Genomic DNA, 24,587 nt, shown 5'->3' with positions numbered 1-24,587 from the left:
CTCTAGTTATAGCGCTAATGAGCTAACGATGTAGTCACTAAACAACATTATAATTGCACTCATTACCACTGCCTGAGTGGTGCCATTACTGACGCCTTCTGCGCCCATATTTTTTTGGTTTAGGTGTAAATAATAGCCGTAATATAAAGGTATCCACATAATAAACAACCCAAATACCATCGACTTTATTTGACCGACCAGCACATCTTTAAAGCTAATCGTATCTAATACCCCTTGAATATATGCACCAGGGCTTTCGCCTTGGATGTGGATACCAACAATATAACCACCGCCAATACCCACCAAGTCAAACAAAGCCGTTAAAATAGGCACACAAATCAATGCCGCTAGTAGTCGTGGCAACATGACATAGCGGTAACTATTAATAGCCATGCAATCCAGCGCATCAAATTGTTGTTCGTTGCGCATAATGCCAATTTCGGAACAGGTGGCAGAGCCTACTCGTGCAATCACCATTAATGCGGTCATCACCGGACCTAATTCTTTAATCAGGCTCAAGGCAACCGCCGAACCTAATAAATCTACCGAGCCGAATCGCACTAAGGTATCGTAAAACTGCAAAGCCACTACCATACCGGTAAATAATGCAGCCACAACAATGACAATTAAAGACCGATTACCAATAAAGTATATTTGCTTAATCACTTGCTTAAATGACACTAGTCCAGTGAATAGGCTACTAACAATTCGTAATAAAAATAATGTCGCTAAGCCTAAACCATCAATATTTTTTCGAGTCGCTGCACCTAATTTACTAATCGAATTAAATAAGGTTTCCATTAATTTTTGTCCTTATTTAATAAACGATTAAAGTAAACCTCACCATCATCTCTGTGGGTGTTAGGTTGACGATTAATCATGTTTTGAATTCGTTCATCTGGTGAATTTTTAATATCATCAACAGTGCCGTTGGCTACCACTTCACCGCCAAATAAAACCACAACTCTATCGGCAATTTTAAACACACTTTCAAGCTCGTGAGTCACCACGACTATAGTCATGTTCATGGCATCTCTAAGGGTTAAAATAAGCTCATCCAATTCTACTGCGGTAGTAGGATCGAGCCCTGCCGAAGGCTCATCAAAAAACAGTAGCTTAGGGTCCATAATCACAGCTCGAGCTAAACCAGCTCGCTTTAGCATACCGCCTGATAGTTCAGAGGGCATGAGATGACCCGTGTCAGCCATATTCATTAATTCAAGCTTCATCCGCACCATAATATCAATGGTTTGGGTGTCCAACGACGTATTGTGCTCTAAAGGTAGCCTGACATTGTCTGCCACATTCAACGAACTTAACAGCGCGCCACCTTGGAAAGCCACACCCATTTTTTTACGCAAGTTGCGTAATTGCTTATTTTTAGCCTTAAAAATATTCACATCATCAATCATGATGGTGCCTGATGTTGGCGTTTTAAGCCCCAGCATATGGTTGAGTAAGGTACTTTTCCCTGAGCCAGATCCGCCCATCACCACCAGGATCTCTCCGGTGTTGACCTCTAAATTGACATCTTTGAGTACTTGGGTATCGCCATATTGGGCAAATAAATGCTCTACAGTAATGATAGGTTTAACCATTGTTACCCACAACTTCTACTGAATCAGCTAGGTTAAACACTGTGTTTAAACGGGTTAATTGCAGTACCTGAAGCGGTGAACCATTGGCTCCCACAATATGAAATTCAGTATCGTTTTCTTTGGCTTCGTTAAACGCTTCTACCAATGACGCCATGCCAGAGCTGTCGATATATTGCAGATGAGTAAAATCGACGATAATGTTATTTTTACTTTTGATTAATTTTATAATGTCGAGTTTAATGCTACGCGAGTTGCTCAAATCAACTTCGCCATAAAGTTTAATCACTTGGTAATTATTATACTTTTCAATTTCAATATTCATTTCATGTCACCCAAATTTTATCATCAGTTCTAGCCAATTACCTTTGCCATTATGGGGTATTAACCTTACCGTTTCAGCCACATGATAAATGAGGCAAAGGCCTAGTCCACCGGGCTCACATAAATCGTTTTCAGGAGGTGTTAATTGCTTGCCTGTAATCTGCGAACACACATCTTTTATCACAAATAGCGCATGATCATCACCACTGCTTATCTCTACTTCTAAACAGCCTTTGTTCGACATGTGATAACCATGACGAATAACATTGGCACAAGCTTCATCGACCGCTAATACGATTTCATTGACTTTATCTTCGCTAAAAGGAAAGTCGCGGCATGCATCTACCACAAATCCGCGAATATTTTTTAATTCACTTGTACAAGATGAAAACGTTTTGATGTTTGACATTGGCTAGTCCGTTCTCTTGATATCAGTTTTATTGTCTATTTTTTGGTATCACTTTTTTTATCACTTAATGGTTTAGCCTCTAATGATTGATCGTCTAAAGTGTGATCATCTAGCGGCTCAGCGTCTAAGAGTTCATCATCGAGTAGTTCATTATCGAACTCTTCATCAAAGGTATCAGCTTCAGTTTTCTTTACTTTACCGTCACTAACCAAGTACGCATCTCTTTGCAGATAAACATCTTTTACATAACCATATGGATCTAACGAACCATTTAACATGGGCTCATATTGCTGAAATTCAATCCGGCTATCTAAACCTTCAAGCGTAAATTTACCTAATCTTTGTTCAAACGTAAGCAGTGACAAAGGATAGACAAAAACATCGACAAAATCCCCCACCGTATTACGCGCAGTACTGGCACCATAAACAGGCCACATAACAAAAGGCCCATTACCGACCCCCCAAGCACCAAAGGTTTGTGCAAAGGTCTCTTGTTTCTGTAGTAATCCCATATCGGTAGCAGGATCAAAAATACCCACTAGACCAATTGTTGAGTTGACCACAAAACGTAAAATACTGCTGCCACTGTCGGTGACTTTCCACTGTAGGAGGTTATTTACCGCGTAAAGAGGCTCGCTTAAATTCGATAACAGATTAGACACACCTTTTCGAACAGGCTGAGGGATTTTTTCATAACCTTTTGCTGCGGGTTTTAATACATGCTTATCCATGATCTTGTAATTAAAATCCCAGCTTTTTCGATTAGCAGATTCGAATGGGTCACCTGGCGTGGAAGTACTCGCACATCCACTAAAACATAGCAGAGTGGCCACAATAATTAATAGTCGACCAGTTATGTTCACCCTTTCCTCCAGCTTCTATTTGAAAAATTTATACTCGCCATATCGGTATTTAACCCAGCATTTAATATTTTAACAGTGCTCAAGGGTCAAAATATATCATTAAAGCAATGAAAGCCTTAATACTATCTTGATTGAACGTTCAAAAATAACGTATACCATAATAAAATCAACTAAATGTTTACATAAAATGATCTCAATACGACGTCACAGATTTTCAGGTGATATGACTAATAACGTGTAGATACGAAGTGGCGACAAAAATAGATTAAATCTATTTTAAAATACTCACTTGGTCGCAGCTCATTCGCCGCCTAAGGAACATTAGCGTTAATTACACACCATCAATCATCATTTGTTTTATCGAAAATGTCGAGAAAACCCACTGATCGACACGAAGTGGCGTCGGTGGGATGAATCGTTAAACTAACCTTGATCTTGAATGTATTTCCGAACTGTTTCTGCCGAAGTATTTCCAACAGAGCAAACAAAATATCCATCTGACCAAAATGCCCTTTCACGCCAGAACTGATTTGTAAGCCACTCGTACCTAGCCCAAAGACTCTGTGTTGTAGACTGTTTAATTCGTCGCACATAGTTCGAAACACAGATGGTTGGTGAGATTGTGAGAAGAATGTGTATATGATCTTTGTCAACTTCGATCTCTTCTACTTTGAAATCCGACCGAGATGCTATGTCCATTATTTTCAATTTCATAAACTCGGCAACCTCACCCAAAAGTAGTTGTTTTCGATATTTAACAACAAGAATTAAGTGTAGGGCAATTAGATGTTTACAATGTGACTTGGTTTGCTACTCCACTTGACAACCTCGGCGCATACAGTAGTCTATACAGTGTATGAAAAAGACTCTCAGATACAACTATCGGCTCAAGCCGACACTAGAGCAGGAAGCCAAGCTAGTGGAATTTGGTTCATACGCCCGTGGCGTGTGGAACTTGTTGTTATCTGAAAACATGCGCCGCTATCAGTACGATAAAACCTTTTTGTTTTACAACGAAATGGCTGCACTTATTAAGGACTTAAAACAGTTTGAAGAATTTGCCTGGTTAAAAGCTTTTGATTCAGCGGCCTCACAACAAGTAGCGCGAGATCTTGATGCAGCACTAAAGAATTCGTTTAACAAAAAACGTTTACAGAAGTTTCCTACATTCAAGGTTAGTTTTAAGCAGAAGAAACGCCACGATGACAGCTTTCGTTGCGTGAATAACGCTAATTGTATTCGGATAGAAAAAGGCGCGATGAGTCTCCCTAAAATCGGCAAAGTGCCGTTGGTTTTACATCGTAAGTTGGCAAGTGCAATCAAAACCGCTACCATCCAAATGCGCCACGGAAAATGGTATGTCTCTCTGACCCAAGAGGTTAAATGCAAAAGTGCTAAGAAAATATTATCAACGCTTATTGGTTATGATATTAACAGCCAACTGACGGTTGTAGGTTCAAACGGATGGTACGTAAAAAACCCAAAAGCCTTTAAAAAGGCCTCTGGCAAATTAAAGCAAATTCAAGTCCAGTTAAGTCGTCGAAAGAAGGGCTCAAATCGCTGGCACAAAACAAAATCACGCTTAAACACACTTCACGGAAAAATCTCTCGCCAGCGCCTAGCGTTTGCACATGAAATCAGCTGTACGATAGCCAAGTCCAGCGATATCATTGTGTTTGAGGATTTGAACGTAAAAGGAATGCAGCAATTTAACGGCGCTATGGTGAATGATAACGTCATGGGTATGCTCACGGAATTGGTCAAGTACAAGGCTGAAGTAAACGGTGCTGTTTACCATGAAATCGGTCGATATGTGAAATCATCAGGGCTCTGTAGTTGCTGCACCCACGAACATAAATTGGGTCTAGGTATTAGAGAGTTCGAGTGTGAAAAATGCGGGTTGGTGCAATGCAGAGATTTAGCGGCCGCTAAATCCGTAGCCAATACTGGTGAAAAAGAGTTAATAGCTAATGGGATATTAGTTAGGGCGTTGCCCAAATCTCAGTAGAAATCACCTTCTAAAATGAAAATCTTTGAGTAATCAAAGTTTGGTGTGGGAACTGAGAAAAAAAAGCAACCTAGTCTTTAAAAACGAGATTGCAGAAGCCCATTGATCGACACGAAGTGCGTCGGTGGGTAGTTCACTGGCAAAGAAGGCATAAAAAGATAAGCCAACGTTATCGCCTTTCAGCGCGATTTTTCTATCACATACTTCAATAATTTTCGATCTTAGTTCAGCTCTCATTATCTATCCAAACATATGACGCTGCTAGCAATAATTCGTTAGCGTTTTGAAAACAAAAAGCCCTAATAAATTAGGGCTTTAGTGATTGTTATTATTGATTTAAATCATCAAAATTAACATTTGTACTTTTACTGTAAATTAGAAAGGAATATCGTCATCCCAGCCTTCATCTAAATCTGGAGTGAAGTTTTGTTGTGGCTGTGGTGCTGGACGCTGTGCTGGGGCATTTTGTGGTTGAAAATTACCCTGTGGTGCAGCGGCAGGCTTTGGTGCATATGCTGGTGCAGCTTGTTGCGCAGGCGCAGCTTGTTGCTGATAACCACCTTGTTGGCCAGCATTTGGCTGTGCTTGGTAAGCAGCATTACCTGCGGCTGGCGCAGTTTGATTATATTGCGCTTGCTGCGGACGAGCTTGAGCTGCTGGTGCAGGACGAGACTGTTGTTGCCCTGCATTTTGTCCTTGATATTGACCACCACCGGCATTATCACCTGAATTGCGGCTATCTAACATTTGCATTTCCATAGCATTGATTTCAGTCTTATAACGGTCTTGACCGGTAGTCTGATCTTGCCACTTACTGGTTTGCAATTTGCCTTCTAAATAAACTTTAGAGCCTTTCTTTAAGTACTCGCCAGCAATTTCTGCAAGGCGACGATACATCACAATATTGTGCCACTCGGTACGCTCTTGTGTTTGACCTTGCTGGTCTTTCCACGATTCACTTGTCGCTACGGTAAAGTTAGCGACAGCATTGCCATTTGGCATATAACGAACTTCAGGATCTTTACCTAAATTACCTACCAAAATTACTTTGTTCACACCACGACTGGCCATCGAAATCTCCTGAAATTTTTGTCTATTTACTTTATCTGAATACTAAGCGTGATCAAAACGATCTAATTCACAGAGCCTAACACAGCTCGCGCTTCGCTTAAATTGAATTTATCATCGACCTTTAAATAAGCCACTTTCTCTTCGAGCACCACAATGGCTTCAACGACACCAATTAACTGTGAAAGTTTGCTGGCCATATTTTGTGCTTCGGATTTATCTTTTATAGTTGCTTCAAGGGTATAGCTTTTTAATAACACAGGTTTTTGCATGCCGATGGTCAAAAGTAACCACACACACATTAATCCAAGAGCAACAAAAAACACGCCAGATGCGCCGACGAGTTGATAAGCTCCGCCGCCTAACATGCCGCCACAGAATGCGCCTAAAAACTGACTAGTTGAATACACACCCATAGCCGAACCTTTATCACCGACAGGACAAAACTTAGCAATCAAACTCGGCAATGATGCTTCAAGATAGTTAAACCCAGTGAAAAATAACACTACGGCAGCACTGAGTACCCAAATGTTATTAGCATAAAACCCCATCATCCCAAGCGATAGCATCATTATCATCAATGATATTTGGAACATGGTTTTAGTGTTGTTACGTTTAACCCCAATGATAATTAGCGGCACCATTAAGAAAAACGCGCCTACAAAAGCTGGGAAATACAACATCCAATGTTCTTCTTTTGCTAAACCGGCATCAACCAAATCTAGCGGCAATGCAACAAACACCGCAGTTAACACCAAATGTAGAATAAAAATGCCAGCATCTAAGCGAAATAATTGTGGGTCTAACAACATACGTTTTAGTTTTGTTGGTGTGGCTACCGTATCGCCTTTAGGCGCTTGGCTAATTGGGTTGGGGACAAAAAACTGCACAATCAACATGCCTAATACCGCCAATACTGCGGTTAGCAAAAAGAGTCCTGTTAACCCCAGATACTGTGCCACTATCGGCCCGACCAATAATGACAATGCAAATGAAAAACCAATACACATGCCGATAATCGCCATAACTTTAGTGCGTTGCTCGTCTCGGGTTAAATCGGCAGCAAGCGCTAATACAGCCGCGGCAATGGCCCCCATACCCTGAACTGCACGACCAAATACTACGCCGTAAATATGATCAGATGATGCGGCAATTAAACTACCAATCGCAAATAAGACTAAGCCACCGAGAATAATCGGTTTACGTCCGTATTTGTCAGACAAAATGCCCATAGGGATTTGTAAAAAAGCTTGGGTTAATCCATAAGCACCAATGGCAATACCTACCCACAACGGTGAAAAGCCTTCTAAATGCTGACCATACAGCGCGAAGACAGGCATTATCATAAACAGTCCCATCATTCGTAAACCAAACACACCGGCTAACGAAAATGCGACCTTTTTTTCCATACCTGACAGTCCATTACTGGCCATGCTGTTGCCCTTTGATAAGTTATTCAACAATATTATAAGTTGCGCATATTACCACACCGTCATTAATTAGCTCAAAAGGAAATCACAGTTTTGGTATAAGATGTTTTATCTGCACATGTTAAACTTTTATCCTGTTCTGGGCGTATCATAAACCTAAGCTAGCTGAATATGCTTAGTTCAAGTAGTTTGGGGATAAAGCCAAGATAGTCAAAATTGATATGAAGTCGCCCAACAAACTATGCGATACTAATTGTTGTTTTGTTTTACATAAGTCATAGAGTGAAGAGATGGATAAAATTGAAATACGCGGTGCCCGAACCCACAATCTGAAGAACATCAATCTCACCATCCCCCGAAACAAACTTATTGTCATTACCGGGTTATCTGGTTCAGGAAAATCATCATTAGCCTTCGATACCTTGTATGCAGAAGGGCAACGTCGCTATGTCGAATCCTTGTCGGCATATGCGCGTCAATTCTTGAGCTTAATGGAAAAACCCGATGTTGATCATATTGAAGGCTTAAGCCCCGCCATTTCTATTGAACAAAAATCGACCTCCCACAACCCTCGTTCTACGGTTGGGACCATTACCGAAATTTATGACTATTTACGCTTATTGTTTGCCCGTGTGGGTGAGCCTCGCTGCCCGACACATCATCAGCCGTTGTCGGCGCAAACTGTCAGCCAAATGGTTGATAAAGTATTAGCATTACCGGCAGACAGTCGTCAAATGCTGCTTGCGCCAGTGGTTAATGACCGTAAAGGTGAACACGTTAAACTGCTTGAAGGGTTATCGGCACAAGGTTACATCCGCGCTCGAATTGACGGCGAAGTATGTGACTTAACCGATCCACCAACATTAGATTTACACATCAAACATACTATTGAAGTGGTTGTCGATCGCTTCAAAGTTCGCGAAGACATGAAACAGCGCTTAGCTGAGTCGTTTGAAACCGCATTAGAACTATCTGGTGGTATCGCAAAAATTGCCAGCATGGAAGATAACAGTATTGAAGAGCTGATATTCTCGGCAAATTTCGCTTGTCCGCATTGTGGCTATTCAATGGCCGAACTTGAACCGCGTATTTTTTCGTTTAACAATCCGGCCGGGGCTTGCCAAACCTGTGACGGTTTAGGCGTACAGCAGTTTTTTGACCAAGACAGAGTGGTGACTAATGATGAATTGTCATTAGCCGGTGGTGCCATTAGAGGTTGGGATAGACGTAACTTTTATTATTTCCAAATGCTCTGTTCACTTGCTGAACATTATAAGTTTGACGTTGAAAAGCCGTTTGCCGAGCTTAGCGATAAAATCAAAAAGATTGTGATGTATGGTTCGGGTAAGCAAAGCATTGCCTTTAAATACATTAATGACCGAGGCGATGTGGTGGTGCGTAACCATCCGTTTGAAGGCATTTTAAATAATATGGATCGCCGCTACCGCGAAACAGAAAGTAATTCGGTACGCGACGAACTGTCTAAATTTATCAATATGCAGCCTTGTAATAGTTGTGGTGGTTCACGTCTACGTGAAGAAGCCCGTAACGTGTTTATTGGCGATCTCAATTTACCGCAGCTAACAATGTGGTCGATTGGCGAAGCCAAAGAATACTTCGACACGGTCGTTTTTGAAGGCCAGCGAGCCCAGATTGCTGACAAAATATTAAAGGAAATCAGCCAACGTCTTGGTTTCTTGGTCAATGTGGGGCTCAACTATTTAAGTTTATCGCGTTCAGCCGAAACCTTATCCGGTGGCGAGGCGCAACGTATTCGCTTAGCCAGCCAAATTGGTGCTGGTTTAGTGGGCGTGATGTATGTGCTGGATGAGCCATCAATTGGCTTGCATCAACGCGATAATGAACGCTTATTACAAACTCTAATCCACCTGCGTGATTTAGGTAATACCGTTATTGTGGTTGAACACGATGAAGACGCTATCCGCCTTGCTGACCACATTATTGATATTGGCCCTGGTGCTGGTGTACATGGTGGTGAAGTGATTTGCGACGGTACGCTAGAAGATATTCTTAACTGTGAAGAATCAGTCACTGGCCAATATATTTCGGGTAAAAAGCAAATCCACATTAATGATGAACGCACCCCGATTAATCCAAAGAAAGTCATTGAATTATTTGGCGCATCAGGCAATAACTTAAGGGATGTTGATTTAACCATTCCAGTGGGACTGTTTACCTGTGTGACTGGTGTGTCTGGTTCGGGCAAGTCGACGCTAATTAATGATACCTTCTTTAAAATAGCCCATCGGATGCTCAATGGCGCCACAATTGATGAACCCGCGGCTTACAAAAGCATTGAAGGTATGGATCATTGTGACAAAGTGGTCGATATTGATCAAAGTCCTATTGGCCGTACGCCACGCTCTAACCCTGCCACTTATACGGGTATATTCACCCCTATTCGTGAGCTTTTTGCTGGCACCCAAGAATCACGTACCCGTGGTTACCAAGTGGGGCGTTTCTCATTTAACGTGAAAGGCGGTCGTTGTGAAGCCTGCCAAGGCGATGGCTTAATTAAAGTTGAAATGCACTTTTTGCCAGATGTTTACGTGCCTTGTGACTCGTGTAAAGGTAAGCGCTATAACCGCGAAACCTTAGAAGTGAAATACAAAGGTAAAAACATTCACGAAGTGCTGCAAATGACAGTTGAAGATGCCCGAGGCTACTTTGATGCTATTCCATCAATTTCCCGTAAACTGCAAACCTTAATGGATGTGGGCTTGTCGTACATTCGTTTAGGTCAAAGTGCGACGACGTTATCAGGCGGTGAAGCACAGCGGGTGAAATTAGCTAAAGAGTTGTCTAAACGTGACACAGGTAAAACCTTGTATATATTAGATGAACCAACAACTGGGCTTCACTTTGCTGACATTCAATTATTGTTAGAAGTATTACATCGCTTAAAATCTCACGGCAACACTGTGGTAGTGATTGAGCATAATTTAGATGTCATTAAAACGGCAGACTGGATTATCGATTTAGGCCCAGAAGGCGGCGCAGGTGGCGGGATGATTTTAGCTGCCGGCACTCCAGAAGAAGTAGCAGAGCACCCAGAGTCTCATACCGCTAGATTCTTAAAGCCGATGTTGGCGTTACACAACAAACGGGTAAAGGCGAAAAAAGTCAAATAACAAGCAGAGATCACATACCAAACCTTAGGTGAATGAGAGGAGATAACACACTATGTTTACGACTCAAACTCACCTTAAGGTGTTAGTTATGTTTTTTGTATGCGGCTTACTCAGTGCTTGCAGCCAAATACCTCGCCAATGCTCGTCAGATATTATAACCAATTGGTCTCGCGCACATCAGCAAATCACTCAAGATATCACCACACTGAGTTCCGCTGAATTTCAAGGCCGCAAGACAGGCACCGAAGGCGCCCGCCTTAGTCGAGAGTATTTAATCAAACGATTTACAGAGATGGGATTACAACCCTGGCAGCCAACGTTTGCAGTTCCGTTCAGTTTTCAACATCAATTTTCGACCGTTTCTGGGGTCAATATCATTGCGACCATTGCGGCAAAAAACAACTCAAATCGCTGGAGAGTGATTACCGCGCACTATGATCACTTAGGCCAGACAGCTAGCAAAATATATCCAGGTGCAGATGATAATGCTTCAGGCATTGCTGGCATGCTAGCCATTGCTGAACGCTGGAAACAGTCTCCGCCACTAGATGATGTTAATTTAATGATTGTTGCCACTGATGCCGAAGAACCTGGTTTATATGGTAGCTATGCATTGGTGACAGCATTACAGCAACAGCCGCAAATGGACATAGAACTCAGCGTTAACTTAGACATGATAGGTCATCCTGATCGCCGCAGGGCTATCTACCTAGAGGGGCAAGACAATCTTGAAAATTTTGAGTCGATTGAGCCTCTATTAATGCAACAGACTCAATTATGCATTAAGACTCATCATACAAACTTATTAAGTGGACGAATGAGAAAAAGCGACTGGCTTAGAGCATCAGACCATTATCCATTCCATAAAGCGGGTTACGCTTGGGTGTATTTTGGCGTGCCACCACATGCGCAATACCACACGCCAGACGACACAATAAACACCCTAGATATTGACTTTATAGTCGCAGTAGCAGAAACCGTGTATCAAATGCTCAGTATCGATAAATTGACCAAGCTTCCTAAATAGCCTTTCCCACACCAACAAATGTTCACTTTTCAATCAATTGAGATATGTTAAAAATCAAGAATCAGGCCAATATTAACCTAGAATAGACCAATTAAGGTTTATTTTCAGTTTTTACGTGGTCAACTCACAGAGTTGCTGCTATAATACGCCCCCTTATCGGCGCGGGAAATCGACACGGGGTTGATTTTCTGTCTGTGAAACTTTAGCACGAGCTTCCGAACTTCGTGCGCATCCACAAGGCTACAAATCAATGTCATCTGAAAGAACTTTCCGCGAACTCGGCCTGTCTGAGTCTTTGTTGCGTTCGCTTGACGAGTTAGGTTATGAAAAACCAACTCCAATTCAAGCTGCTAGTATCGACCCGCTTATGGCTGGTAAAGATATTATCGGTCAAGCACAAACCGGTACCGGTAAAACAGGCGCGTTTGCCCTGCCTTTACTAAACAAAATCGACATGAAAATCAATGCTCCACAGATTTTAGTGTTAGCACCAACCCGCGAATTAGCGGTTCAAGTTGCCGAAGCATTTGGCAGTTATGCCAAATTCATAAAAGGCTTCCACGTACTACCGATTTACGGTGGTCAAAGCATGCAACAACAATTAAACGCCCTTAAGCGTGGACCACAAGTGATTGTTGGTACTCCAGGTCGTGTAATGGATCACATGCGTCGTGGCACGTTAAAGCTAGATAATCTAAAAGCCTTAGTATTAGATGAAGCCGATGAAATGTTAAAAATGGGCTTTATCGATGATATCGAATGGGTATTAGAGCACAAGCCTTCTGATAGCCAACTTGCATTATTCTCTGCCACTATGCCTGAGCAAATTAAGCGCGTTGCAGCTAAGCACTTAACTAACCCAGTGAATATCAGCATAGCGTCTAGCCAGACAACTGTTGAGTCTATCGACCAACGTTATGTGCAAGTATCACAACACAATAAACTAGAAGCGTTAGTACGTGTTTTAGAAGTTGAAAATACTGAAGGTATTATCATCTTCGTTCGTACTCGTAACAGCTGTGTTGAATTAGCAGAAAAATTAGAAGCCCGTGGTTATGCTTCATCACCATTACATGGTGACATGAATCAACAAGCACGTGAGCGTGCAGTTGAGCAGCTTAAACGCGGTAAGTTAGACATTTTAATCGCAACTGATGTTGCGGCACGTGGTCTAGACGTTGAACGTATTGGACACGTAATAAACTATGATATTCCTTATGATTCAGAAGCCTATGTACACCGTATAGGTCGTACAGGTCGTGCTGGTCGTACTGGTATGGCAATCTTGTTTGTGACCAATCGTGAAATGCGTATGTTGCGCACTATCGAACGTGCTACTAACAGCCGTATTTCGCCAATGAAAGTACCTAGCCCTGAAACAGTTGCAGAGCGTCGTTTATCTCGTTTAGGTGAGCAAATCCAAGAAACCATTAACGGTGATCTAGATTTCATGAAGAATGCCGTTGCTGAATTATGTCAACAACTTGAAGTTGATACTGACTTACTGGCTGCTGCATTATTACAACAAGTACAACAAGAGCGTCCGCTTCAGTTACCAACAATTACCGAGCGTCAACGTGATTCTCGTGACGATCGTAGTAACGACCGTGGTGACCGAGGTGATCGTAATAGCGACCGTCCACGTCGTGAACGTAGTGAGCGTAGTAACCGTCCAGCACCAACTAGTTTTGGTGACGCGGAAGGCTTAAAAGATAACCCAGACGTGAAAATGAATCGTTATGTTATCGATGTAGGTCGTGAAAATGGTGTTGGTGTAGGTAACATCGTTGGCGCAATTGCTAACGAAGCAAACATTGATAGCCGTTTCATTGGTCAAATTCAATTATTCGATCAAGTGACAACGGTTGATTTACCAGACGGAATGCCTAAAGACATCCTTTCGCACCTAAGAAAAGTGCGTGTATGTGGTCGTCCTTTAAACATTCGTGAAGCTGGTGATGAAGTATTTGCTGATACGACTCGTGGCGCAGGTGCTCCACGTCGCCCACGTAGCGATCGTGCTCGCAGTGACCGTCCTCGTGGTGATCGCCCTGCAGGTGATCGTCCACGTAAGCCACGTGACAACGGCTAATCATTCAATTGAATGACACAAAAAATGGAGCCTAATGGCTCCATTTTTGTTTTCTGCTTTTGATTAAACCCATTATTTATAAGCTAAGAATGATAAAATCAAATAACACTAATTAATTTGATTACTACGGAAATATTGGCGACACTGACCATTAATGGATTAACTCACCCAATAGGCAACCTAAATGGATTTTTTAGTGTTCATTTTACAGATAGTTGGTGGCTCGTCACCTTTGGATCTAGCTCAATCCGCTAAACAAGATAAAACATTACTGTGGATGATGATAATTGGCTGCACATTTTTTGGCACATTTGGATTAACGCTTTATTACCTCGCACAGCACAGTTAATCGCATCAATAACACTCATACGGTCACTGCACTAACTTACATTCAATTCAAATAACTACAACACAGTTCGGAATGCTTTTTTCTGTTTGCGCTTTTGGTACATGGGCACAATTTGCACTACAAACACCGCACACACAATCAGCACTATTCCCATAAATGACAGCGCATCAATATTAACGCTGGTAAATACCCCGCTCCACCAGCCTAAACAGACCACTAGCTCAGTCACACTAAAACTCAATACTGGAGTTAACGATAACATCGCGCTCACCTGCGCTGTTGGCCAATAATGCAAAGCTTGAGCAAAGCAGCCATAAGCAATCAAAGTATTAGCACCACAAAAAAGCACAATCCACCATTGATCTAATGTCATCGTTTCAAACTGACTAAAGTGGCTAAATGGCGCCATGACCACAATCCCTAATCCATAAATAAATAACAACACATTACTGGGCGATAAACGCTGACTTACCGATTTTTGCAATAAAGCATAACTGGTCCACGACATCACCGAAAACTGCACAATCATAATACCAAGCAATACTTGATGATCACTTGCTTGGTTTAAATCGAGCTGCGGATGGAAAAACATCAGCATCCCTAATGCAAGGGTGGCAAAACAACTTAATTGAAACCCATTAAAGCGCTCTTTAAAAAACAATACTCCGCCAAATGCCAAGAAAAATGGTGCGGTTTGAAAATTGAGTTGCGCAGTGCCTGGCGCTAAATACCCCAGCGAATAAACAAACGATACGTAATTGCATATCAGCAACACGCCCGCTAACAGTAATTTCAACCATATTAATGCCGGAAGTCCAACAAATTGACGTAATGCACCTAGTTGCCATTGGATCAATAATGTCACCCCTAACGCCATTACAAACCGGAACCAAGTTAATGTAACTGGAGTAATAAAACCGCCAGATAATTTTAGCGCAATAGGCAAAATACCCCAGAAAAACACTGCTATTGATACAAAGATAAGACCCATGCGGGTATTGGCACTCTGTTGTTCACTATTCACTTTTTTCGGTCCATAATTATTTAAGGCTGAATTTTGCCTGATTAACCGAGCAAAGTCTTGACCAAGATTTTACTCAACTAACCAATGATTGTTCGCAGAACAAAAAAGCCTATTTCAGCACCTCCTTTTTACGTGGCAAATCCCGTTAATGCAGGTAAAATAGCGGCCATAAAAAACCTATATGCCATATAACCTAAGGAACACTCGCATGAGTCTTGCCGATTCCGTTCTTGCCGTGAACAATGATTTACCTATTCGTACCGACAAACCTGTCCACAGTGGCAAAGTGCGCAGTGTGTATTGGTTAACAGATGCAGATAGCCGTCGACTCATCCGTGATAAAGGTTACGATGTGCCTGAAAATACGCCGCTGGCAATTATGGTGATCAGCGACAGAATTTCCGCTTTTGATTGTATTTTCCATGGCGAAGGTAATTTGCAAGGTATTCCTGGTAAAGGCGCTGCACTGAATGCTATTTCAAATCATTGGTTTGGTTTATTTGCCGAAAATGGTTTAGCTGACAGCCATATTTTAGATATTCCACACCCATTTGTATGGATAGTTCAAAAAGCCCGCCCCATAAAAGTAGAAGCCATTTGCCGTCAGTATATTACTGGTTCCATGTGGCGCGCTTATTCAAAAGGCGAGCGAATTTTTTGCGGTATCACACTACCAGAAGGCTTACAAAAAGATCAAAAACTGCCTGAGTTGCTAATTACCCCGTCAACTAAAGGTATTTTAACCGGTATCCCTGGCGTACCAGCGCAAGATGACGTTAACATTAGTCGCAGTGACATTGAAGCCAACTACCAAGCTTTCGGCTTTGAAAAGCCGCAGGATATCGACCTATATGAAACGCTGCTCAAACAAGGTTTCAAGGTGATTTCAGATGCACTAGCAAAGCTTAATCAAGTCTTTGTCGATACCAAGTTTGAGTTTGGTTATGTAAACGATAAAAACGGCCAGTCAAAACTGATTTACATGGATGAAGTGGGTACTCCCGATTCATCGCGTATTTGGGATGGCGCAGCTTATCGCGAAGGTAAAATTGTTGAAAATTCAAAAGAAGGTTTCCGTCAATTCTTACTCAACCATTTCGACGATGCGGACATTTTATTAAACAAAGACAGAATGCCAGAGCGCGAAGTCCTTGCCCGTGATAACGACTTACCGTTAGAAGCCATGATGAACGTATCGCGGACTTATACAGGTGTTGCAGAAAAAGTGACTGGCGCAAGTATTCCATTACCTACTAACCCAAAAGCAGACATTATTAACGTATTACGTGAACAGTATGATTTAATAGTATAAGACTGATTAGATTTAATAATAAGGCGCTTAGGCGCCTTTTTTTATGTTCATTAATCAAGATCAATGACATGCTATGCGCATGAACGCAGAGAAAATCCCCTTCCCCATAAAATAGCCTCAGCACAACTTAACAATCTTTTTTGTCGCATTAATCATCGACGACTGTATCACCTAGCAAAAAATTCCCAGCAATTGAGATAATTTACAAAACCTACAAATGTAAATGATAATGATTTTCATTTGAAACAATTGTATTATCCTGACTGTTAAATAATTGATACTCAAAAACCAACACTCATAACACACAGAACATGGATTCGTTCATAGCAGTTAAAGATGATAACACCATGAAATTAAATAAAATTAGTTTAGCAATATTATGCGCTATTAGCTTCAGTCAACAGGCTGTTGCAGCCGACACAGTCACTGATGAAAGCAACAAAAAAGAAAACATCGAAACAATCGAAGTCACTGGCAGTTATATCGCGGGTTATAATGCTCATTCAGCCAGTGGCGCATCACGATTAGACTTGGATATTATTGATATTCCTCAATCGGTTTCAGTTATTACCGATGCCCAACTACAAGACTTCCAACTGCACGACATTAACTCAGCACTCGACAGCGCAACAGGCGTTAACGTTGAGCGCATTGAGACTGACCGCACCTATTACACCGCGCGTGGTTTTGACATCACCAACTTCCAAATCGATGGTATTGGTTTACCGCTAACATCGGGTAATAATCATGCCGACGAAGATACCGCTATCTATGACCGTATTGAAGTGATCCGTGGTGCAAACGGCTTAATGACTGGTGTAGGTAATCCTTCTGCCACAATCAACTTTATTCGTAAACGCCCAACCGCAGACAACCAACTGTCAGTTAATGCTACCTATGGTAGTTTTAATAATACCCGCTTAGAAGCAGATGGTTCAGTTCAACTTAATGACACCTTTGCAGCACGCGCGGTTGCGGTCACTCAAAGTAAAGATTCGTATTTAGACCGCTACGAAACTGAAAAAAATATTTTCTATGTGTTTTTAGAAGCAAACCTTTCTGACGATACCAGCCTGTCATTAAGCCACAGCTACATGAATAATGATGCAACGGGTAATAACTGGGGCGCGTTACCGTTATTTTACTCAGACGGCAGTGCGACCAATTATGATCGTTCAACCAATACTTCGGCAGATTGGTCAAATTGGCAAGTCGTCAAAAATAATACCGTTTTAGAGCTTAGTCATAACTTTAATGATGACTGGCGTTTACGTGCCACTTATTCTCATAAAAGCACCGATGAAGACACCGAGTTGTTTTATGTATATGGCACACCAGATAAAGACACTGAGCTTGGCTTAACAGGTTATGGAAGTGAATACGACTTTGATGACAAAAGCGACTTAGTTGATATTTATATTGATGGTAACTTCAGTTTATTTGGTCGTGAACATCAGCTTGTTGCTGGAGTAAATTACTCAAAAATGAGCTATACCGACAGCTCACTTTACGACTACACCACAGGTAATGGCTTCCCTGCGATGCCCGATCTCAATACCTGGGATGGTAATACTCCTAAGCCAACTTTTACCGACGGTTTACGTGGTAGTGATGTAGAACGCAAACAACAAGCTGCTTATTTTACTGGCCGCTTTAGCATTGTTGACGATTTACACGTCATTGTTGGCGGTCGCTACAACGACTGGCAAGCCGAAGGGATTTCTTATGAAGTTGATCAAGATGCCGACTACCAAAAATTTATTCCATATTTAGGTGCGGTATATCGTTTTACGCCTGAATTAGTTGCCTACACCAGTTATACCGAAACCTTTGTTCAACAAACAGATCCAGACACTAGCGGTGTGTTTCTTGACCCTATTACGGGTGAAAGCCGCGAAATAGGTATTAAAGGTGAGCTATTTAATGGTCGCCTAATTGCCAGCCTCGCGTATTTTGACGTGATTCAAAACAATATTGCTCTGCCTGATCCTGCCACAGCGGATCTGCCGATAGAATTGAAGCGTTATTATGGTTCAGAAGGTATTAGCAGCAAAGGTTATGAAATCGATATTGCGGGTGAGATTTATTCAGGACTCAATGTCAGCATTGGTTATACCGATTTTGATATCGAAGGTGATGATACGGTTACGGCTTATACTCCGAGTAAATTATTCAAATTTGCAGCTACCTATAACTTTGAAACCATTGAAGGATTCTCTGTTGGTATGAACATGCGTTGGCAAGACGATATCTCACGCGATCAAGGCGTGGTAGCTGTCGGTTTTGATAATGCAGGTGCTGAAATCGTTACTGAACAAGATGCATATGCAGTTATCGATTTAATGGCGAAGTATCAAATCAGCGAAAATTTAGGCCTAGCAGTTAATGCCAATAACGTCGGCGATGAGAAATACATCAACAGTTTATATTGGGCCCAAGGTTATTACGGTGCGCCAGCCAATTACAGCGCGACGTTAACATGGAAAATGTAATTATCCTCAGTTGAGCCAATTCCTGCCAAAGTGAGATAGTCGTAGTCGCGTGTAGCTATCTCACTTTTTCATCCAACAATGAAAATGAAATCCTTATGAGAAAAACCTTATTTAAATGGCACTCCTATGGTGCCCTCATTGCCATGCTACCGTTATTGATCATTTCAATAACCGGTAGCATTTTGGTTTTTAAAGTCGAAATAGACAGCCTACTTCGACCCGCACATATGCTAGTTGAGGCAGCACCAACAACGCCAAGAGTCAGCTTAGACACATTGATGAAAACATTACTGGTTGCGAATCCTGATTTTGAGCTAGGTGGTTGGGAAATATTTGATGATAAATCTCGCTCAGATGCGGGATACATTATTAAACGCGGCACCGAAGACTGGTCAAAAGTGTATGTAAACCAATATAACGGCCAGTTATTATCTGAACCGCAATCTTTAGAGCATTATATTACCGACTGGATACTAGGACTGCATTACAGCTTTTTATTCCACATTGCAGGTGCCAGTGTCGCGCTGATCGCCGGTTCTATTATGCTATTTTTGGGGATCAGCGGGATCATATTATATCGCCGCTTTTGGGCTAAATTATTCACGTTACGCTTTAACGCTGTCTCGCGTATTCTGTTTAGCGATATCCATAAATTTATTGGTATTTTAAGCTCGCCCGTATTAATTATTGTGGCCGCGACAGGGGTTTATTGGAACTTTATCGGTATTCAACATGAACTCAACGAACATTCACAAGATGAGCACTATCTTATTAGCGCGCCACGCTATAGCCCTGAGATTTCATTTGAAACGTTAATGCAACAAACCGAAGTCGAAATTGCCAGCTACAAAGCAGGTTATCTCACCATCCCATTTGAACCAGGCAGAGATATTACCTTTTATGGTGAAGTAGAAAGCAGCAACCCGTTTAATAGTGAATACGCTAGCTTCGTCAGTTTTGATAGAACAAGTGGCAAACTGCTCGCGAAACAAGATATTCGTCAAGCAGACAATTTAACCGTATTTTTAGACAGCTTTCGTAAGTTGCATTTTGGCTATTTTGGTGGCTTATTCACGCGGTTAATTTGGTGTGTTGTGGGTTTAATGCCAATGATATTGGCTTTCACCGGACTTTATTTGTATTGGTACCGTCGAAAACAACGAGTCAAATCGGCCCAAAATCGTCGTCAGCAAATTATCAACGTATAATGCCCTTGTTAATGATAGATTTAAACAAAAAAGGATGACAACTGTCATCCTTTTAACCAGTGAGAACTTTTTACACTTTTAACTGTAAGCGCTAATTAGCTATGACGGCGTAAACCTAATGCACCTAATAACATCAACACAAAGTAACCTAAACTACCGCCATCACTGTCTTGAACAGGCTCAGGAGTTGGGTCAGGAGTTACTGGCGCAGGATAGCTTAATGCTATGATCACAGGGTCGTGATCTGAAGCAGAAAATGCATTCTCTGATTTAACCAGATCACCAGTGTACTTGCTGCCATATTCAAATAAATTTGATTCAACCGAGTTGATGTGCCAATCGTCAATATCGACTAACTTAGCGGCTAAACTAGCATTGGCTAAAGCATGGTCTAAGTTACCTAACTCACCACTATAGCTATATGAGTAAGTTGTTGCACCATGTGCTTGAGTATTTAAATTAATTAACCCATAGCCTTTATCAATCACGCTGCCTTCACGTTCGTAAACTTTACCGTTTAAGGTTGTCCAAGACGCGGTGCGGATAACATGGTCAGTAGTTGACGCATCATAGTCAGTTAATACTGCGACAGGATCTTCTTTACCGTATGCATTTAAGTCACCAATAACCAGTAAATCACCATCAACATCTTTGAGTGTCTCACCTAATACTTTGGCAGCAGATACACGGAACGCGTTACACTTACCTTGCATGTCAGCAGGTTCTGAATCTTCGTTAAAGTCAGTCCACTCTTCAATACAACCTGAACCTTTCGATTTAAGATGATTAACCACAACAGTCAGTTTTTCATCATTAATGGTAAAAGTTTGTAATAGACTGTGACGTTGATACTTATCATAGCTAGGGCTTAACTCAACCACGCCATCTTGCTCACGAGTCGCTGCACCTTCTGCTGCATGTTGCTCTGGCGTAACAATCACTTTTGCAGCACCCTCTACGGTGATACGAGCAGGGCGATATAACATACCGACGGTAATCGCATCGCTACCGATATATTTGCCTTCATATTTGTCGGCGTCTTCAACTTCAACAAAGCGATACGCTTGTTCATCGGTTAGCTCTGCATTAAGAGCATCAACCAGGTTTTGAATAGCACTGAGTTCACCAAAACCATTGTTAGCAATTTCCATTAGGCCAACAACATCAGCATTCATGGCGACCAGCGCAGTCACAATCTTAGTACGCTGTAATACCATCTCATCTTCTGTTGTCGCACCGCGATTACTGTCGCTTGGATTTGCATCGCCGCCAACCACGTCATTAAAAAAATTCAATACGTTAAAGCTAGCGACACGAATATCCCCCTTGTCAGCTACCGTTGGCGCATCGGTACGATCATTAACACGAATAAAATCACCTGCGGTTATCGTGTTAGTCGCTAAAATACGGTATGCGTTGTAACTATAACCAATCACACCTTCAAGGTTTGTTAGCTGGTCGCCGACACGGATGTAACCCGTTTCGGCATTAAAATCAGGAAAGTAAGGTACTTCGCCGTTGCTAGCCTTATAATCAGATTCGACTAATAACTGGTTTACCGCATTAGCTTCACCCAAGGCAATAGCCTCTGCTGAATTGGGTTCAAACACTTGGGTTGGCTTCATTAATGGTGCTTTATGTGACAACACCATATTGTTTCGGTATGAATCATAATCGAAACTAAAAGTACGAGTGACTTTCATCTCGCTACCGGCATCCAGTTTCACTTTCATGCCTTCAACACGCTCTAATGCTTGTGCCAAGGTTTCACCATCGGCGACATAAAATTCAACCGCGGCAGGAGTATCACCCAGTGCGCCTACTGCAATTTTTTGATCTGCTTCAAGGTCAATCTGGGTTGAGCCGTAATATTCGCTTACCTTACCTTGTACGCACACTTCAGTACCTGGCTGAATAGTATCTGGCGCAGCTTGGTTTAGGTAGACAAAAATACCGTCTGAAGTATAAGGCAAGTTATCACCTTCAACATCTTGAATAAAGAAACCTTTGTATAAGCTGTCACTTCTAGCAGTAACGATTCCTTTTACTGTCACTTCGTTAACCGATGCAAAACTGCCATCAGTAATTAATGGGCTTGACTCACCAGCACCTTGAACATCATAAATATTGGTCAGTGTGGCACCATCACAAGTAAATGCTACTGTGTCCGACGAAATCAACGCATCAGCATTAGCCATCATTGGCAATGCTGCGGCAACGGCGAGTGAAACCACCGTTAGTTTAGTTAGTCCTTTCATTTATAAACCCCATATTTGTAATAAAAATGCTATTTTTTTGTAAAATTCGGCGAGATTGTCCCAAAATCTGTTTACATAAAACAGCACATAGATCACATAAATGAAGTAAAGAAAATAGCTATCCCATTGATTAACATTACAAAATAATACATCAAAATGAACAGCGAAAAACAAACATCAAAATAACTTTTAAGAAACAAACGTTAAGATAAAAACAAGCATATATAAAATCTTGATAAAAATACAACGTACTGTTTAATAAGATTATTCCCCATCATGTCGTTACAAAAATTTTCAGGATTTTATCAAATGATTAAGCTAATATAAACGTTGTATAGCAGGCTAGAAAAGCCACCCATAAAAAAAACGGTAAAATCACTTAAGACATTAGGTTTATTGTCGATATTGATCATACATCAATATTATTGGGTCACCGCAAAAGACACTTTAACTGACTATTTAGTATCAACAAACTAAAAGCTCATCTCGTTATTTGCCATTTATTGTATTAACAGGTTTAGGTATGCAACCATGAAACAAGTTGATTTCAGAACTATCGATAAACTCTTCATCAAAATGTCCATTAATGATAAATTTTGGGCTATTTTCGGACTGTTTCTTATCATTTTATCAAGTGTATCGATTAGTGGTTACCTTAATAAAATTGACAATATTGAACAGCAATCACTGCATGTTTTAGAGCAAAAAACCGCCGCTACCGTCAAGGCTCTTGATACGACTAATCAATTAGATCAAACTGCTAACGTAGGCTTACAAGTATCTGCACGTTCTCAAAACAGTTCACGGCAACAAGATACCATTACTGCAGTTTATGGATTAGACGGTAAATTTTATACATTGACTGAATCCGTCTATGATCAAGAAGCCAATGCTAAACAAGCTGCATTAACGTCGTTGTTGCTATCATTCCTATGGATACTGCCTTTTAGCCTCGTACTTTACTGGAATGCCACCTTCATTGGCGGCGCCTTATGGGTGTTATGGGATACCACGGAAAAAATAGCTAAAGGTGATTTAACTTCTCGTTTAGGTTTCCACCCTGGTCGCGATGAATTTGGCACCATTGGTTGTGCACTCGATAGAGCAATGGACACATTAACCGATCTTGTTGTGGCGGTGAAACAAAGTGCCGAGACATTGCAAACGACCTCCAGCTCATTTGCTAATGAAGCTGTACAAAGTGCAGAACAAATTGACTTACAGTATGCTTCTCTTGACTCGGTAGCCACGGCAATGGAAGAGATGACAGCGTCAGCTGCTGAAGTATCGAATATCGCCCGAAATTCAACTCAACGTGTTGAACAAGATTCAGAATACACGCGTCAAAGCTATGATAGAGTTAAGCGTGCGATTAATGAAATTAAGCAGCTATCGACCTACATTGAACAGACATCGAGCTCGGTTAACACATTAAAAATCAACGCAACTAATATTAATGAAGTCATCACCACCATTAATGGCATTTCAGATCAAACCAACTTACTGGCATTAAACGCTGCCATTGAAGCGGCACGAGCGGGTGAAATGGGTCGTGGCTTTGCAGTGGTTGCTGACGAAGTCAGAACCCTTGCAGGACGTACTCAAGCAGCAACGGTTCAAATTCATAAAATGATTGAATTACTGCAAAGTGAAACACTTAATATTGACACTATTACTCAAAATACTGTCAAGCAAGCACAAAGCAGCAGCGATTTAATCACTAATATTGGTACCGATGTTAACGCGATTTCTGACTCATCACGTTCGATTATGGACATGAGTTTCCAAATTTCAACCTCATCAGAAGAACAAAGTGCTGTGGCCAATGATATTGCCAAAGAGCTGACTGACATAAGACAGAAATCTAATATTATTAGAAGCTTATCTCAACAATCTTCAAATGGTGTAAAAGCATTATCGAAAGCATCTGTTGATTTGGGCAAAATATTAAGCCAATACCGCACCAATTAATTTGC

18 protein-coding genes and 2 pseudogenes are annotated in these 24,587 nt (G+C 41.4%); 9 read left to right on the top strand and 11 right to left on the bottom strand.

Going from position 1 to position 24,587, the window contains the following annotated elements:
* Positions 1-6: 6 nt before the first annotated feature.
* From FCN25_RS11430 to tnpA, 6 genes and pseudogenes are all read right to left on the bottom strand, one after another.
* The gene (locus tag FCN25_RS11430; RefSeq protein ID WP_137224861.1) at positions 7-801 is read right to left on the bottom strand and encodes an ABC transporter permease; all 795 of its coding nucleotides are present in this window, start codon (positions 799-801) and stop codon (positions 7-9) included.
* Entirely contained in the window at positions 801-1,598 is a 798-nt protein-coding gene (locus tag FCN25_RS11425; protein ID WP_137224859.1) for an ABC transporter ATP-binding protein, read from the bottom strand. The genes FCN25_RS11430 and FCN25_RS11425 overlap by 1 nt, the downstream gene beginning before the upstream one ends.
* Positions 1,591-1,920 (bottom strand): STAS domain-containing protein, encoded by a 330-nt coding sequence (locus tag FCN25_RS11420; RefSeq protein WP_137224857.1) that lies wholly within the window; start codon positions 1,918-1,920, stop codon positions 1,591-1,593. The genes FCN25_RS11425 and FCN25_RS11420 overlap by 8 nt, the downstream gene beginning before the upstream one ends.
* A gap of 6 nt (positions 1,921-1,926) precedes the next feature.
* A complete protein-coding gene (locus FCN25_RS11415; RefSeq protein WP_137224855.1) occupies positions 1,927-2,328 on the bottom strand; it encodes an ATP-binding protein in 402 nt (133 codons plus the stop codon).
* 35 nt (positions 2,329-2,363) lie between these two features.
* Complete coding sequence (locus FCN25_RS11410; protein WP_175405857.1) at positions 2,364-3,191, bottom strand: VacJ family lipoprotein; 828 nt, start codon at positions 3,189-3,191, stop codon at positions 2,364-2,366.
* Between the two features lie 423 nt (positions 3,192-3,614).
* A pseudogene (tnpA, locus tag FCN25_RS21350) lies at positions 3,615-3,986 on the bottom strand (IS200/IS605 family transposase); the annotation flags it as partial.
* Positions 3,987-4,047: 61 nt separating this feature from the next.
* Here tnpA and FCN25_RS11400 point away from each other — a divergent pair.
* Complete coding sequence (locus FCN25_RS11400) at positions 4,048-5,199, top strand: transposase (RefSeq protein ID WP_254693631.1); 1,152 nt, start codon at positions 4,048-4,050, stop codon at positions 5,197-5,199.
* A 33-nt stretch (positions 5,200-5,232) separates the two neighbouring features.
* Here the strand turns inward: FCN25_RS11400 and FCN25_RS21160 are convergent, their stop codons facing one another.
* The 3 genes from FCN25_RS21160 to FCN25_RS11385 all read right to left on the bottom strand — a co-directional run bounded on the left by FCN25_RS21160 (position 5,233) and on the right by FCN25_RS11385 (position 7,700).
* Positions 5,233-5,436 (bottom strand): DUF6500 family protein, encoded by a 204-nt coding sequence (locus tag FCN25_RS21160; RefSeq protein WP_137224851.1) that lies wholly within the window; start codon positions 5,434-5,436, stop codon positions 5,233-5,235.
* Positions 5,437-5,574: 138 nt separating this feature from the next.
* Entirely contained in the window at positions 5,575-6,270 is a 696-nt protein-coding gene (locus FCN25_RS11390; RefSeq protein ID WP_137224849.1) for a single-stranded DNA-binding protein, read from the bottom strand.
* A 62-nt stretch (positions 6,271-6,332) separates the two neighbouring features.
* Positions 6,333-7,700, bottom strand: coding sequence for an MFS transporter (locus tag FCN25_RS11385; protein WP_137224847.1), 1,368 nt, complete (start codon positions 7,698-7,700; stop codon positions 6,333-6,335).
* 287 nt (positions 7,701-7,987) lie between these two features.
* On the opposite strand from FCN25_RS11385, the gene uvrA reads away from it, so the two are divergent.
* The 4 genes from uvrA (at position 7,988) to FCN25_RS20910 (ending at position 14,317) form a co-directional block, all read left to right on the top strand.
* Entirely contained in the window at positions 7,988-10,849 is a 2,862-nt protein-coding gene (gene uvrA / locus FCN25_RS11380; protein WP_137224845.1) for an excinuclease ABC subunit UvrA, read from the top strand.
* An 88-nt stretch (positions 10,850-10,937) separates the two neighbouring features.
* Positions 10,938-11,876: a M20/M25/M40 family metallo-hydrolase gene (locus tag FCN25_RS11375; protein ID WP_240778401.1), complete on the top strand. Its 939-nt coding sequence runs from the start codon at positions 10,938-10,940 to the stop codon at positions 11,874-11,876.
* 250 nt (positions 11,877-12,126) lie between these two features.
* The gene (locus FCN25_RS11370; RefSeq protein ID WP_137224841.1) at positions 12,127-13,968 is read left to right on the top strand and encodes a DEAD/DEAH box helicase; all 1,842 of its coding nucleotides are present in this window, start codon (positions 12,127-12,129) and stop codon (positions 13,966-13,968) included.
* 184 nt (positions 13,969-14,152) lie between these two features.
* A complete protein-coding gene (locus FCN25_RS20910; RefSeq protein WP_175405856.1) occupies positions 14,153-14,317 on the top strand; it encodes a hypothetical protein in 165 nt (54 codons plus the stop codon).
* 55 nt (positions 14,318-14,372) lie between these two features.
* On the opposite strand, the gene FCN25_RS11365 is transcribed toward FCN25_RS20910, so the two are convergent.
* Complete coding sequence (locus FCN25_RS11365) at positions 14,373-15,308, bottom strand: DMT family transporter (RefSeq protein WP_175405942.1); 936 nt, start codon at positions 15,306-15,308, stop codon at positions 14,373-14,375.
* Between the two features lie 241 nt (positions 15,309-15,549).
* Between FCN25_RS11365 and FCN25_RS11360 the strand changes: the two genes are divergently transcribed.
* The 3 genes from FCN25_RS11360 to FCN25_RS11350 all read left to right on the top strand — a co-directional run bounded on the left by FCN25_RS11360 (position 15,550) and on the right by FCN25_RS11350 (position 20,353).
* Positions 15,550-16,653 carry a phosphoribosylaminoimidazolesuccinocarboxamide synthase gene (locus FCN25_RS11360; RefSeq protein WP_137224837.1) on the top strand — a complete coding sequence of 368 codons (1,104 nt, stop codon included), beginning with the start codon at positions 15,550-15,552 and terminating at the stop codon, positions 16,651-16,653.
* Positions 16,654-17,000: 347 nt separating this feature from the next.
* Entirely contained in the window at positions 17,001-19,145 is a 2,145-nt protein-coding gene (locus FCN25_RS11355; RefSeq protein WP_254693630.1) for a TonB-dependent siderophore receptor, read from the top strand.
* Between the two features lie 95 nt (positions 19,146-19,240).
* Positions 19,241-20,353 carry a PepSY domain-containing protein gene (locus FCN25_RS11350; protein WP_137224833.1) on the top strand — a complete coding sequence of 371 codons (1,113 nt, stop codon included), beginning with the start codon at positions 19,241-19,243 and terminating at the stop codon, positions 20,351-20,353.
* A 95-nt stretch (positions 20,354-20,448) separates the two neighbouring features.
* On the opposite strand, the pseudogene exeM reads toward FCN25_RS11350, so the two are convergent.
* Positions 20,449-22,509: pseudogene (gene exeM / locus FCN25_RS11345) on the bottom strand (extracellular exonuclease ExeM); the annotation flags it as partial.
* A 633-nt stretch (positions 22,510-23,142) separates the two neighbouring features.
* Here exeM and FCN25_RS11340 point away from each other — a divergent pair.
* Entirely contained in the window at positions 23,143-24,582 is a 1,440-nt protein-coding gene (locus FCN25_RS11340; RefSeq protein WP_137224829.1) for a methyl-accepting chemotaxis protein, read from the top strand.
* Positions 24,583-24,587: the final 5 nt, after the last annotated feature.

Origin of the sequence: Shewanella sp. MEBiC00475 (assembly GCF_005234075.1) — a bacterium.
In the GTDB taxonomy this organism is placed as follows: domain Bacteria; phylum Pseudomonadota; class Gammaproteobacteria; order Enterobacterales; family Shewanellaceae; genus Shewanella; species Shewanella polaris.
This window is presented reverse-complemented; position numbering and strand designations above follow the sequence as displayed.